This is a genomic window from Oceanospirillum beijerinckii DSM 7166 (genome assembly GCF_000422425.1).
GTDB classification, from domain to species: domain Bacteria; phylum Pseudomonadota; class Gammaproteobacteria; order Pseudomonadales; family Halomonadaceae; genus Oceanospirillum; species Oceanospirillum beijerinckii.
In genome coordinates this window covers 1-15,363 of the sequence record NZ_AULT01000028.1, presented here as the reverse complement: position 1 = coordinate 15,363, position 15,363 = coordinate 1, and the positions used below count along the sequence as shown (strand labels likewise).

Here is a 15,363-nt window from a genome sequence, read left to right as displayed (position 1 = left end):
TGGTGTTGCGAATAACCTATGAATCTATCTAACCAACCATCTAACAATTATCTGCTGGCCAATTACAGTAATAAACATGTGAGTTCAAGAGCTTATGCTTTATCCCTATTTAAATTCTGGTTAAAGCAATAATAAACCTGATTAAAAGACTAGGGCATTTCCAAATGTGTAAAATTGCAATAAAATGGCAGCAATTCATTGTTAACCCAGGTTTGGAATCTATGTCCGGCATTATTGATATTACTGAAAACGCAGAAAACTATCTGGGCGAACTGCTCGGCAAACAAGATGTTGAAGGCATTGGTGTTCGTGTCTTTGTCACACAGCCGGGTACGCCGTATGCAGAAACCTGTTTGGCTTACTGCCGTCCAGGAGAGGAAGAAGTGGAGGATATTCTGCAGGAAGGTTCTCCATTCCCTGTCTATCTGGATAAAACCAGTGCAGCTTACCTGGAAGAAGCGGTGGTTGACTTTAACCCGGATCGTATGGGTGGTCAGCTGACCATTAAAGCACCTAACGCCAAGATGCCAAAAGTGAGCGCGGATAGCCCGCTGGCAGAGCAGATCAATTATGTGTTGTACTCTGATATCAATCCAGGCCTGGCGGCTCACGGTGGTGAAGTGAAGCTGGTTGATTTGATTGATGATGAGATCGCTGTATTGCAATTTGGTGGTGGTTGTCAGGGGTGTTCAGCCGTTGATCTGACGCTGAAAGACGGTGTTGAGAAAACGCTGATGGAGAAGATCCCTCAACTGAAAGGTGTGAAGGACTCCACTGACCATACCGTCACGGATAACGCTTACTTTAAGTAAGACTGCTATTTAAAAGCTCAGTCTGGTTGATAGAAGCCGGTGTACTTTTTAAAAGCGCACCGGCTTTTTAGTGTCTGCCTGTTGCTCGAATTTGGTTATTCTTTTTATTGGGTGAAAGTTGTATTTTTTACGTTTTTTTACGTATCTTTTTCCCAAAAGTGTCTATTTTTTCATACACTGAATGCCAAATCATTGGGAAAGTGTTATGACATTAAAACTGAGCATACTGCTGCAGAGCAGAAAACAGTTATGGTGCAGCAAGCAGTCAAAGTGCAATCAAAAAGTTTTTGGCCCCCTGGGGAAAATTTTAACTCATTGTTTAGTAGCGTATTTTTTGAGTTTTTCAGTTGCAGTGAGTCACGGTGATTCCAGCTTTATCACTATTGGTACAGGTGACATTACCGGTGTGTACTATCCTGCTGGGGGGGCAATTTGTCGTCTGATCAATGAGGAAAAAGAGCAGCACGGCCTGCGTTGCGCTGTAGAGAGTACCGAGGGCTCTGCTTACAATCTATTTTCATTACGAAGAAATGAGTTTGATCTGGCAATAGTTCAGGCAGACTGGCTTTATCATGCCAGTCGCGGCAGCTCTATCTTTTCAGAGAATGGTGCCGATGATTCTCTGAGATTGTTGTTTAACCTGCATAGTGAAAGCTTTACGGTTGTGGCACGCAAGGATAGCGAGATTAACAGTTTCAGTGATTTGAAAGGGAAGCGAGTGAATATTGGCAGCCCCAGCTCAGGTCATCGCAAAACGATGGAGCTGATTATGCGCCGCATTGGTTGGAGTGAGAAAGACTTTGCTTTAGCCACGGAGCTGCCACCGTCGGAAATGGCTGCAGCTTTGTGTAATGGAGCCATTGATGCCTTTATCTATATGGTGGGGCACCCTAATACCTCTATTCGTGAAGCAACCACGTTCTGTGATAGTCAGCTGGTGCCGTTACCGGGCAAGTTAATTCAGAGCTTTACCGAACAGTATCCCTTCTACCAGTCTGCTGAAATTGCCGGAGGTATGTATCGCGGTACAGATAAAGACATCTCAACTTTTCAGGTCCGTGCTTCTGTTGTAACAAATACTAGTCTAAGTACGGAGCAAGGATTTCAGATCACTCGTTCAGTATTCGCTCATCTTGATCAATTCAAAGCGTTGCATCCAGCCCTAAGGTCACTGGATTGGAGCATTATGGTACCCGATAAAATGCCTCTTGTACCTCTGCACCCTGGAGCTAAAAAGTTCTTCACCCACGATGAGTAGGCAGGCCTCTGAACAGGATTTAATCGGATCACTTGCTATGTATGCAAGCTTGTCAAAAGGTAGAGCCCTTTTTTGTTGCGGTGTTTGTCAAGATAGTTGCCATCTCTTTCTGGTCTAGCTCACTATTTTGATCTGCTGGCTTCATATTTTATCCTTAGATAACAGTGTGTTACAAAACTGTTTTATGAGTTTGATGCTTGCGTGACTGGTTGGTCAAATTGCTGCGTTTCAAAAAGACCTTATCGTATTGTTTTTAAAGGAATATTCTTGATAAAAGTGTTTGAAGTAGAGTCCTATAGGGTAATTGAGCTTTATTTGTCTGAGTGAGATACGTTTCAGGATTGACAATTGGCGTTAGTACTGTGACTCTAATCAAACATCTGTTTTATTTTGAGCTGGCTAATGCGGTAAATCAGCCGTATCTCACTAAAAAAAGATTTCCTTGGAGCTTCTTGCCTGTAACGCTTTATAGGGAGGGGCTGTTGGAAGTTCTTTAAAAATCTCAGCCAGCAGAATATAAAATGGCCACTCACATTAATCCGTCAGTGACTGATTGAGTGTGTTCTGAACAGTTATGAATTATCAGTAATAACAACAATAAAGTAGGTACAAAGATGAAGAAAACGATACTAGCCTCGGTTATCGCGGCGGCAGTTGCACTGTCTGGTTGTAGCGACAGTGGAATTGACTCCGATAGTGTAGATAGCTCCGCTGCACCATCAATAAATGATATTCCTGCTTCCAGCGTTACCTTTAATCCCACCACCGCTGAACTTTCTACACCCACAGATCTTTTGATCAGTACAGCGACTGGCTTAGTCACAATTCCTCAGCAGGGAGATATCTATGAGTCATTAAGCTCTCTGGACGGTTGGGGCTTAGGTTCGCCAATCTCACTGGGGGTCAGTTTTCCAAGCCGCGAGTATGGCACCATTGCTTTAGATGAAAGTACGGTTGAAAGTGCTGATTCAGTTGTGCTGTTTGATTTGACCCGTATGAATCAGCTGACCTATGGTGTGGACTATATCGTTAAAGCCTCTTCATCGGGCCTCACCCTTGTTCCTCTTAAAACCTTTAAGCCGGGCAATCAATATCTGGTTGCAGTAACTGATACGGTTAAAGACTCTCTAGGTCGTAAGCTGGCGCCATCCCAGATGTATTCCTTGTTGTCTAACAGTGGTACCGATGTGACTACTCTCACTGCTGACGCGTCTCAACAGGCTCAGCTAAAGGGCATCCAGACTCTTTTGACTGGAATTAACCCTGTTTTAAGTAATTTTGTTTCTGCAGACTCTAATATTATCTACTCCACTCGCTTTACTGCTCAGAAAATCAAGCCTGTAATGCAGGAGGTCATGGACCGGATCGTTGCTGAAGCACCTATGATTGGCAGTGTTACCAGTGCACAAATGGCTTTGGCAGCATCAGGTGTGACAATTGCAGATAATAAGCTGAGTTCGTATCTAATGGGCTTAGGTCAGGATAGTACTACGGCAGCAACGGCTACTCTGGCACATGATCCTTTGATCTACTATGCAGGTGTTAAGCTACCGTACTTTTTGGAAACTCCAACTGCAGCTAATTGTGCGGTTGATTTAAGCACAACAGGCAGTTGCACAGCATTAGGCCGTCATTGGGTAGCGGACGATGGCGCTGATGGCATACTACGTCCTGGCAACTATTCGCCTGAAAAACAAAGTGACCATACTGTTCAAGTCTTTATCTCTGTACCTGATGAAAATAATCTACCGGCAGGGGTAACTAAACCAGAAAATGGATGGCCGGTCGCTCTTTATGTGCATGGTATTACCTCCCATAAAGAAACCATTGCAGCAATGGCCGGTAATCTGGCTGCCCAGGGCATCGCAGTCGTTGCTATTGATTTACCCCTGCATGGCAGCCGTAGTATCGATATGGATGGTGATGGTATCTATGAGCTAACCAGCACAGACTCAACTACCAGCGCTGCTTATGCCAATGGTAGCTCTTTGGTTTTTGCTAATCTCAGTTCCTTGCGTACGGTACGTGATAACCTGCGTCAGTCTATTTCCGATATGCTGACCCTGCGCGCTGCACTGACCAACACACCTGTTTATACCGATAGTAATGTTCAACCAGTAGCGGCTGTTGACCTGGATGGGGACTCCGTATCATTAATTGGAGTATCACTGGGCTCAATTATTGGTACTGGTGTTGTAGGTGTTGCGGACAGTTATGACAGCGATAGTGATGGCTTAGCTGAAAGTGATGCTAATAATCCATTTGACTTTAATGCGGCGGCATTAACAGTCGCCAGTGGTCAAGCCGCAGCGGTGATGGGATACTCCAACACCTTTGGACCTATTGTTAAAGCAGCCTTTAAAGCCAATGACTCTTTTGCTGCAGCGGTAGCGGGTAACCTGGGATACAGTGCAAGTGATTTTATTGCTTTGCGCACTACAGATCCAACGACCTACGACAGTCTGTCTAATATTGCTTACCCAAGTTTTATCCAGACCTTTATTGCGGGTGCTCAGCAAGTGGTTGATAGCGGAGATTCCAGCGCCTGGGCATCTCAGATCAATAGTGATACTCCTGTATTGGTGACTCAGGTTGTGGGTAATGGGATCAATCTATCTGACCAAGTGGTTCCGAACTCCATCGTGGAGAAGGGATTCCCACTGGCCGGTACCTCAGGTCTAATCAGTGAGCTGGGTTTAACACAAGCTTCTGCTTCGACGGCCGATGCGACAGGTTTGAAGGTTTACACTAATTTCTTGTTGGGCAAGCATTCCTCATTGCTGGATCCATCTGAACAGGTCGGTGTTACCCAGGATGCTACATCAGCATTAGCTGCGACTGTAGAGATGCAGACACAAGTGATCTCTTTTGTTAAGAGTCAGGGTACTGCCATAAGTATCACCAATAGCAACGTTGTTCAGTAATCGAGGCAACACGTTGAACCTTCTCTCTGACAAAAAGAATTACGGAGAATTATTATGAAACTTCAAACAAGTGTGTTGTCTCGCAGCATTCAGGCAACTATTCTGGCGGCTTCGGGCCTGGTCGTAAGCCAGAGTGCTCTATCGGCAGGTTTCGCCTTAAATGACCACAGCGCTACGGCATCTGGTAATGCTCTGGCTGGTGCTGCTGCAAGCAATTCGGATATGTCCTTTAGTTTCTGGAATCCAGCGCTGTTGGATAACGGTAATAGTCTGGATAGTAACGGCAATGGCTCCCGAAGTGCAGTATATACCAGTGGTGCCCTAATCTTGCCCGATATGGATGTGACTGTGAACTCAGCAGCAGATCCCGTTGGCAATCCTATGACCGGTGAAGCAAACGATGTCGTCGATAATTCGTTTGTACCTTCATTGCATTATGCCTATGCGCTGGATGCAAAGACCACTCTTGGCGTATCTTTTAATGTACCTTTTGGGCTCGCTGGACAATATGGTAAAAATTGGGCAGGACGTTATCACTCAGCGGAAACTGAGGTGCAGGTATTAACCCTGGCATTAAGTGCTTCTCATAAATTATCGTCAGAACTGAAAGTTGGCGGTAGTGTTCAGGTGCATCGAGGGTATGTTCTTCTGGCGTCTGCGCTAACAGATTTCAATGGGGGTAATAGTATTGGAGGTGAAGGCTATGGTGAGATTGAAGGGGATGATGTTTCAGTAGGGTATGCCTTTGGTTTAGCTTATGAACCTGTTCCTGGGACACGTTTAGGTCTTGGTCATCGTAGTAAAATCGATTTTACCTTTGAAGGCGATGCAACTTACGAAAATGTTCCTCCAACTATGGCGGCATTGGGAGTCGATAATGCCTATGTGTTTGACCAAATTGAATTTCCGTCAGTAACCACATTAAGCCTTGAGCACGATATGAATGAAAAAGTGACGTTGGGGCTGACGGCAATGCATACGGGTTGGAGTTCAATGGATGAGCTAAGGATCGCATTTGCAGCCGGTGAAGATAAGGTTAAACAACCGGATTCGGTACTCACCTTTGATTTTGAAGACCAATGGTTCTACTCGATTGGCGCTACTTATCAGGCTACCGATAAGCTGACCTTAAGGACCGGCTTTGCTAAAGATAATTCTCCTGTGAAAGAGGAGTATCGTTCAGCCCGTACACCGGATGGAGACAGAACCTGGATGTCATTGGGCGGTAGTTATCAGTTGTCACCTGATAGTCGTATTCATTTAGCTTACACCTATGTGAATGTTGATAAGGTGAATCTGAATCGTACGGGTCAGTTGGCGGAAGATGCTTCACGAGGCAGTGTTAATGCGGACTACGACACTGAAGCGCATGTGTTTTCCGTGGGCTTTAATATGAGTTTCTAGTGCGTTGAGTTTGAGTGGCTGCTACTGATGTCTTGTTAAATCTGGCTAGGTCTAACAAGCACATTGGAGTCAGTTGGTTAATACATCTCGCCAGTATATTAGATTAATACGAAAGCGGGCCAAATAATGGCCCGCTTTTTACATTTGATTTAAACAGTTTTCAGTATCAGTTGTACAAAGCTTGATTAGTGGCACATTCAATCAATTTCCTTTTTCCTTTTCTTTCTCTTGCTTCCATTTTTCGAGAAGCGGCTTAGCGTAGTCGTAACCAATGTTTGCCAGTTGCTCAATTTTTTTATAATCGACTACGGAGAAGTCCGTCAGTGGGGGCTCCAGATATAGATCTGTATAGACTGCTTGGTTTTTTCGTTGCTCCAGCGTGCCACCAATATTGGAGACCCGCATCAATACTTCAACCATGTTGGGCACGTTAATCGATTTTCTAAACGGGTTCAGGCGGCTAAACAGCACGCTCCAACCCGATAAAGCCCCGTCGTATTCAATTGGATCGCGAGCATCATTTTTAGGGTTCACGTTGACGGCTAATACAATGCCACCGGGGTTAGCTTGAGCCATCACATCCACAGGCAGGCTGTTTAGTGCGGCACCATCCACTAGTAAACCATCCTGATGAGGATAGGGCGGGTAAATGCCCGGTGCTGCGTTGCTCGCTAACACGGCTTCAACCATGGGGCCGCGGTTATGGATTTTCATACCGGCATGGCTGATATTGCAGGACACTGCAAAGTATTTTGTGGATAAGTCTTCGATCAAGATATCGCCAAAGGCCTGCTCTGTTACCCTGCAGGCTTTGCGGCCAGAAAACAACGACACAATGGGCAGAGTGGGGAGATCTGCAAATGAACTTGTAATGCGTTTACTCTGCTCAAGTATTTTATCTGGTGACCAGCCTAATGCAATCTGACAGGCGATAAAGGCGCCGACACTGGTACCACCGATATAGTCAATGGGAATATTGAGTTCTTTCATCGCACGAAATACGCCAATATGAGCCAGGCCACGTCCTCCTCCAGCTCCTAGAACCAAACCAATTGCTTCGCCAGTTAAAAAGCGGGCCAGGCGCTGAATATCATCTTTTTTTCCATGACGTAGATGGTGGTGCATTACACAATCTCTGTGTGCCAACCATGCTGCAGTATTACGGGCAACCGATGTTTCTGCTTTCTGTAACAGAAGCAGATGGGGCTTTATCCTGCCATCTGTTTTGATTTTTTTGATCTGTTGCTCAAGGGGTGTCACTGAGGTATCAGCAGAGGTGTCAGCCAGTAGCAGTATTGCATCAGCCTGCCTGATACAGCGTTGTGTCCAAGGGGTATCGCCCGTATCGCTCACAAGAATTAAGTGCTCATGAGAGCGTTCAAGGTCATTCAGTGCATTAACGATGGAGCCCCTGGAGGCTTCATCGGATGGGGCCAGGGATTGATCATTGAGACCTCCCATACTGGTGATCAGCTGACTATCAACTGTTAAAGTTGCGCCTCGACTCGACAGGGCTATTCCCAACATCCTGGCGATCTCACTGATAGGAACTCCTGTGGAGATGGGAAGTATGGCGATGGTGCGTGGGATGGTGGCACCAAGGGGCCGTGAAGGTGATATAAGGTGGTCAACAATCATCTTGGTGGTGGCTTTATGGACTGCTACAGGATGATTATTAAACAGTGTTTCAAACACCGTTTTGCTGAGCCTGCCTACCGTTGAGTCCCGTACTGCACGAACATGCACTGCGCGGCTGGTTTCGAGAATAACTCCTATCTCACCCAGTACTTCGCCACGATCTACATCTCTTAAGGGGATTTCTTGGCCATCGATTTCATCAACTGCTAAGAAACGGCCACTGACTACAAAATAGATATAATCAGACGGATCTCCCTTTTTGATCAGCTGCATGCCGCTGGGAACCACTTTTAGTTCCATCTCGTGGCTGAGATGATCCAGAATATCTTCGCTTAAATCGGAAAAAAGAGCGCTTTCCTGTAGGGCTGCTTTGAGGTGAATGATCTCAATGGTTTGTGTTAAACGGCGGATCAAGGCGGAAAATTGGGTGGGGTATTGAGCTTGCAGCTGCTTAAATGCGCTTCTGGATAGCTGATAAAGTTGTACTTCAGATATGGCTAAGGCTGCAGAAGAGCGGGTCATCTGGCCACCCAGAACAGCTAAATCAAGAATATCTCCCCGGCTATGCTCAGATAATACACTGGAGCAATTAGCTGATGATGCCACTCGACGCACGTTGCCTGATACGATGATAAAAACAGTATGAGCCACATCATGCCGATCAAAGAGATAACTGCCAGAAGTGAATGACATAGGTTCAAGCACTTGAGCAACCCGAGTAAGCAGACTCTGCTCCAGACCTCTAAAAACATCCAGTGTCGCCAGCAGAGCGATGATCTCATCGGGCTCCATCGAATCGTTGGGATGTTTTGGGAGCATAAAGCGTTTTCCTTTGTATGCTTCAGATCAAGCTGGAATATCTTGGTTCGAGCAGTTGTTGGGTTGGCTAATTACAGTGGCCATTGATTTTTATAAAAAAATCAGAGAGATGCCAACTATTTATGTAAACTTTTTTCAATAGCTTTAGCAAGATCTGCAACATTATTGGCAGAAAACATAGAGCCATGACAGCCTTTGACGCGCATGATACGAGGTGGCTTAGATACTTGGCTTTTCCAGCGACGAAATAACAAAGGACTGAGCAAGTTCAAACCATTAGAGATAATCAGATCCACTGGGCCATCAAATGAACTGGCACGATAAATTTTCATCGCTTCAATCTGGCTTGTTAATCCTTGGTCAGACAGCATGGTACCTAAACGGCGACCATTCACGTTAATGTTCAGAATATTTAGCCCTTTAACCAACTTCACAAAGGCTAACCAAATACGAGCACTGTTTAAGATAGGGCAGGGGTAAACGGTTTCAAGCAGCAGTGTACGTTGTGGCGCCCGATTACGGCGGATGAGTTCTTTTGCTGTTTCCAGAGCCACAATACCGCCAATGGAAAAACCGCCCAGAATAAATTCTCTGTCCGCTTTGGCTTCAATGGCATCAGCATAATGTTGTGCCAGATTAAGGTTTCGTTGTTCCAGAGGATCATCCGATGTCGTTAAAGGTGGTTGTAGCATCACCAGGGAACATTGTTTCCCCAAGGCATCGGCAAGACGTTGGAAACGGGCTGCATCGCCATGACCTGAAGCCGCTATGAAGACAGTAGGGGTCATGGGGTTGTCGCTCAATGTCACTGCAACAGGCTTATCACCGACAAACTTTGAAAAAGCCTGAGCGATCTCAGCAACCGTTGGGTGATGGATAAAAAAGGACAGTGATACCGTAGTTTCCTTACCTGATAGGGTATCCAGACCCGATAAGAAACTCATTGCCGATAGTGAATCACCGCCTAAGGCAAAGAAGTTATCATGAATACCAATGGGGCTGCGTTTGAGTAGATCCTCCCAGAACGTAACCAGCTCAATCTCCAGTGGAGTTGAAGGGGGTTGATACTGATGGGTTTCAGTACTGCAAGTAATTTCAGGCAATGCCTGCCAATCAACTTTACCGCTGGAGTTGTTTGGTAAAGCATCCATCACCTTAATAAAACCAGGTACCATATAGTCAGGTAGTTTGCTGTGCAGGTAATCACGCACGGCTGTTTCATCCAGTGATTGGCTGGCTAGCCAGGCATGTAAGCTCTGTGAATTATTATCTGGCTGGGCTTTAACTGCGGCGTTGGTAATATCCGGGTGAGCCAATAGCACGGTTTCAATCTCGTCGGGTTCAACACGATGACCTCGTATTTTGACCTGACGGTCCGCTCGACCTGAGAAATATACCACGCCATCTGGCATCATCATGCCACGGTCACCCGTTTTATAGAGACGCAGTTCTGAATCAAATGGTGCGTAAATAAAGCGCTCAGTATCCAGTTCTGGTCGATTACGATAACCCCGTGCCAGGCCTGGCCCTCCTAAGTATATCTCGCCTGTGATGCCCAGAGGCAGTTGTTGACCATAAGCGTCAAGAATATAAATACTACTATCCTTAATTGCTTTGCCAATAGGCAGAACCGCTGGCATCTTTTGCGAGGTGCACTCCCAGCTGGAAGCCAGAACTGTGGCTTCTGTTGGCCCATAGCAGTTGATTAAGCGCGCTCCTGTGAGCATTAGAAAACGTTGTGCCAGACTTGGAGAGAGAATCTCACCACCGCACCAAACCAGGCGGAGAGGCAGATCCTTTTTGCCTTCAATCGCATCCAGGAAGTGAGGTAGCGTTGATGGTACAAAGATGGCGAAACTTGCCTTATGACGCAAAATGGTTTGTGCGATCACTTCCATTGTTTGGCGTCCAGGTGGCGGTAAAATAATCGCACCACCTTGACAAAGTGGGGCAAAAATCTCCACCATCGCTGGATCAAAGGTGATCTGAGTCCCTTGACAGCTGCGATCATAAGGTACTGAGCCGTAAGTGGAGACGATGCGAGACATCAGGGCGCTGTGATCGATCATAACCCCTTTAGGCAGACCGCTGGAGCCGGAAGTATAGAGCAGATAGGCCAGCTGATTTGCACAGGGTAGATCGAGTGATAGGGTAGAGTCGAGAGCTTGTTCTTTTTTTCTATCGGGTGAATTAAGTTCAAAAAAATTAACCGATGTGCTTATTTCCAGATCAGTCAGTTGTTGGGTGGTATTTCCATCGACGATGACTGTGCTGATATTTGCCTCAGCCAGCATATGTTGTAGACGGTCAGCAGGTGTATCCGGGTCAAGGGGCATAAAAGCTGCGCCAGAACGTAGAATACCTAAAATAGCCGCAATCATTGCAGGTGAGCGTTTGACAGCAAAGGCAATTATTGAATCGGGTTCAATGGGCTGAGTAGCCATTTTTCTCAGCTGTAAAGCTATTTGTCTGCTCCATAATTCCAGCTCAGCATAATTTACACGACTCTCATCGCTAATAAGCGCAATGGTATTGGGCTTGTTTTTAGCCTGATCCAGAAAAGCATGAATAACTGTATCGTATTTCTGCTGAGGACTGGCTAATGAGGCAAGGGGCATTTCACCGGAAACCAAAAGAGTATCAGCAGGTGGTGTAAGTGCTGTCAGCACCGTCAGTTTACGTAGCTGTTGTTTTTCAGTTTCAGGTACCAGCTCAATATCACGACAGAAAGTATCCGGCGCATCGACAATCGTCTGGAGTATCTGAAACCATCGTTTCAGCAATAGTTCGGCTTCACCGTCAAACAGATAGTTCTGATCTCCTTCTAGTACCATTTCCACATTATCGTCAGCGGAGAATTCACACAGAGACAGAATAATGGGGTAACGGGATACCCCAGAAAATAATTGGCGAGTACTGTTTAGGGTGGCCTGGCCAAAAGATATACCAAGCATTTGGCGTTCAAAGGAGAAGGCAAGGTCAAAAATCGCGGTGCGGCCTTCCTTAAGTGCTTTTAACTGGCGTGTTATTTCGGATAGAGGAAAGCGTTGGTGCCGATAGCATGCTCTGAGATTCCTGCTTACGGCGCTCACTAGATCAGTCAAACTGGCATCAGGATCAACGTTAATTGGGACTGGTATCACATTGGTAAACAAGCCCGGTGTGAATTTATAGCGCTTGCCCCAGCGATTTAAGGTCGGGACTCCGATCACAACCTGTTTTTGCCCGCTGACTTTAGAGAAATACAGGGCTAATGCGGCCAGAAAAACCGGAGCCGAGCTGCTGACGCCTTCTTCGATACGATCATACAATTTCCGGGGAATCGTGTGTTGACGAATAACAGAAGGGTTAAGCTTTTCTGAGGTATTCCCCCTTTGTTGAAGCTGGCTTGGAGTGAGTGAGTCTTTGTGAGTGCGTGTCGCTTTAGCTGAGACTGCCTGGATAGCGATATTCTGCCTGGGGAGGATAATAGGTTCCGGTAGTTCTGGCAGATGTTCTTGCCAAAAGGCCTTGTCTTTTTCGAATTGCAGGCTATTGTAATATGTTTGACTATCCGCCAAATAGTTGCAATAGCTGGGAGTGGTTGATGATGGGGTGTCTTGGCCGTGAGTTAAAGCTGTGTATATATTTGACCAAAGATGCATGATTTGAGTTGAGCCAAAGCCATCCATTAATAGATGATGATACAAGGCTTGTATGCCATGACGCTCTTCACTTAACCGGGTCAGAATGATTTTCCACGGAGGCGTTTTCAGTGTTAGGTCAAACGGTTGAGCGGAGTGCTGCTCCCATAATGCGAGAGTTGCAGCTTCTGGGTCTTGTGCTTTGCTCAGGTCAATCTCTTTAATATCAGGTGTGATTTTGTCCAGTAGCAAAAAGCTTTTTCCGCCCTGAGGCACCATACGCAGGGCATCACTTTCCTGAATTACAAGATCCAGTGCCCGCCATAATAAAGCCCTATCTAATGGGCCTTCGATAAAAGCACCACCACCCATATTGTACAGGGGGGTGTCTGCATGAGCACATTGATCCAGCCAGATTGCCTGATGCCCAGCTGTCATTGGGTGTAGATGTGCCTGAAAGCTGGCCTGGTGGCAATTAATGTCCTGATTGTCTTCGATTGTTTTGTTCTCCGTGCCGGGTCTATCTAAGTCCGGTTGAGGCTGAGGCGGGGATGAGCAATACATAAATCAAATTTGCTCCACTTTGATCAAAGGACTGCGGCGCTTCACTGCTTTGCGGGCACGTCGTGCGATTCTTACTAGATGAATATAAAGCCCTATGTGGCCGACAAGGGATTTACTGACCTCCCATACCCGGCGGGGATAGAAACTCCAGACCGGTTCGATCTTTCGGCCAGGGCGGCGATCAATACGGGATTTGAAGCGCACCAGGCCATAAACATAAGGATGGCTTTTTTCAAAGCGAGGTGAACCGTAGAATGCCATCATTACCTGAATCAACTCTTTCACACTGATGCCATTTTCCAGCGCCTGGGTGAAAATCTTCTCGATATGTTCAGGAGTATAAAACCAGTCATAAAGATCCAGATAGGTCTGATTCCACTCCTCTTTACTCATCAGAGGGTGATCAAATACCGCGTGCGTGGTGTCATATTCATTCAGGTCTGGGTCCAGCTTTACTCCCGCTTCAACGGCGTGCTTATGGTCCATTGAACCGGGTAGGGGAGTCAAAACGGTAGTAATCAGAATATCGATGGGCACATTTTCCTGAATAAAACGAATATCCTGTTTCATCAGCTCAGGGGTGTCGTGATCAAATCCTATGATTAAGGTGCCAAAGATAAAGATACCGGCTTTTTTCCATGCCATTGCCATGTCATGCATCGCCTGGACTTTATTGTGTTTTTTACCTGCGGCGAGCAAATTATCGCTACGCACAGCTTCTATTCCGATAAACACCCGAGTACAGCCCGCTTCCCTGGCTTTTTCCACAAAGCCTGGAATTCTGTGAGATTGAGTGTCCAGTTGCACAAAGCAATCCCACTCAATACCTGTCTCTTTATGCAGCTTAATAAAAACATCCAGAATCTCTCGCCACTCACGCAAGCGGGCAAAGTTATCATCCACCAATAACAAGCGGTGAGTGCCCTGATCAATACATTGACGCAGATAAACCTCAATCGCTGCCGGGTCCCGCGAACGCATCTTATTACCGGATACATTAATCACTGAGCAGAAAGAGCACTTAAAAGGACAGCCCCGCCCCATATCCATTGTGGCGACATCGATTTTCATCTTGCGCTGTTTTGGCGTTAACAGCTTGGGAAGAGGGGCCTTGCTCATATCTGCCAGGTCGTCGCCCTTGTCATACATCGGCTTTAAAGTACCGTTCAAGGCATCACGCAAGAGTTCATCGACACCGGTTTCCAGTTCACCAGCGTACAGTGTAATACCTTCATCCTGAGCGGATTTAAGAGCGCCGTATTCCCAATCCGGCGTGAGAGCCATTGTACCGCTGACATGAAAACCACCAATAGCCACAGGAATACCCTGTGTAATAAACTGTCGAGCCAGATCAATCGAGCGTGGATACTGATTGGTCTGTACTCCAACCATCATCACCAAAGCCCTATCATAGGATTTAAGCTGTTTGCCCAGTTTTTTAGTGTCAACACGGGTGGTCATTTCATTAATTCCATTGATCTCAACCGTTACACTGGAACCCATCACCTGGCGGTTGGCTGCATCTTCAACGATTCCCCAAACCGCAGCCAGGCTATGAGCAGGCCCGATACTCTTCCACCATTGCACTACATAGCCATCGTCGTCATAACGGGAGGGTTTAATGAGCAAAATGCCAAAACGGGATGGTTTCTGACTTGAGTTTTGCTGGGCTTGAACAGATATAGGGTTTTCCATAAAAACACTCGGCTTATTATTTCAACGGCTCGACAAATGAGCGCTACAACAAATTGACTAACGTTTCTCAAACCATTGTTGAGCTCAACAACTCTGGTTGGATCATTCGATGGATCAATTTGTTACGACATATTTAAAAGTGCCACTTTTTTATGGCATTGCCAACAAAGGTTTGTGCGGCATAGTTCAAGTTTCTGTGCAAAGTATAGGTGGTTTGCCCTAAGAAGGAGGGGGGATGTTTTTTTAGGATTTGTGATTAGAGGGGGTTTTGGGGGCTTCTAATACCAATCCCGATAAATATTGTAGATACCATCTCTCCAAATCACCTTCAACAGCTCTTTTAGGCTGATTGAGGGTGATATTCGCTTTGATGCTTTACAACACCAAAACAAATTTGAACAAGCTTGCGCATACCTGCGCACAGGGCCTGCATTTTACTTTTACCCTTCTCTACTAAACGCTTAAATTGATGTCGAATATCTGGGTTATGTTGTAAACAACTGACTGCTGCCATATAGAGCTTTGCTCTTATTTTGGCTGGCCCCTGCTTACTTAAACGGCTTCTTCCTTTCCATTGCCCTGATTGCTGGATACGAGGCACTAAACCCAAATAGGCCGCTACTTGT

At 46.0% G+C, this 15,363-nt stretch carries 8 protein-coding genes; 4 read left to right on the top strand and 4 right to left on the bottom strand.

Annotation, left to right across the window (positions count from 1 at the left end):
• The first annotated feature begins 221 nt into the window (after nucleotides 1-221).
• The 4 genes from nfuA to H579_RS0109115 all read left to right on the top strand — a co-directional run bounded on the left by nfuA (nucleotide 222) and on the right by H579_RS0109115 (nucleotide 6,398).
• Nucleotides 222-812: a Fe-S biogenesis protein NfuA gene (gene nfuA / locus H579_RS0109135; protein WP_028300416.1), complete on the top strand. Its 591-nt coding sequence runs from the start codon at nucleotides 222-224 to the stop codon at nucleotides 810-812.
• Between the two features lie 181 nt (nucleotides 813-993).
• The gene (locus H579_RS0109130; RefSeq protein ID WP_342662782.1) at nucleotides 994-2,070 is read left to right on the top strand and encodes a TAXI family TRAP transporter solute-binding subunit; all 1,077 of its coding nucleotides are present in this window, start codon (nucleotides 994-996) and stop codon (nucleotides 2,068-2,070) included.
• Between the two features lie 614 nt (nucleotides 2,071-2,684).
• Nucleotides 2,685-4,994, top strand: a complete 2,310-nt coding sequence (locus H579_RS0109120; RefSeq protein ID WP_028300414.1) for a hypothetical protein — start codon at nucleotides 2,685-2,687, stop codon at nucleotides 4,992-4,994.
• A 54-nt stretch (nucleotides 4,995-5,048) separates the two neighbouring features.
• Entirely contained in the window at nucleotides 5,049-6,398 is a 1,350-nt protein-coding gene (locus H579_RS0109115; RefSeq protein WP_028300413.1) for an OmpP1/FadL family transporter, read from the top strand.
• A gap of 201 nt (nucleotides 6,399-6,599) precedes the next feature.
• Here the strand turns inward: H579_RS0109115 and H579_RS0109110 are convergent, their stop codons facing one another.
• The 4 genes from H579_RS0109110 to H579_RS0109095 form a co-directional block, all read right to left on the bottom strand.
• Nucleotides 6,600-8,855: a cyclic nucleotide-binding domain-containing protein gene (locus tag H579_RS0109110; RefSeq protein WP_028300412.1), complete on the bottom strand. Its 2,256-nt coding sequence runs from the start codon at nucleotides 8,853-8,855 to the stop codon at nucleotides 6,600-6,602.
• Nucleotides 8,856-8,971: 116 nt separating this feature from the next.
• Nucleotides 8,972-13,042, bottom strand: coding sequence for a non-ribosomal peptide synthetase (locus H579_RS0109105; protein ID WP_084624045.1), 4,071 nt, complete (start codon nucleotides 13,040-13,042; stop codon nucleotides 8,972-8,974).
• 3 nt (nucleotides 13,043-13,045) lie between these two features.
• Complete coding sequence (locus H579_RS25025) at nucleotides 13,046-14,737, bottom strand: B12-binding domain-containing radical SAM protein (protein WP_051227484.1); 1,692 nt, start codon at nucleotides 14,735-14,737, stop codon at nucleotides 13,046-13,048.
• A gap of 340 nt (nucleotides 14,738-15,077) precedes the next feature.
• Nucleotides 15,078-15,363 (bottom strand): IS110 family transposase (locus H579_RS0109095; protein ID WP_028299745.1); only part of this gene is annotated, 286 nt, incomplete at its 5' end.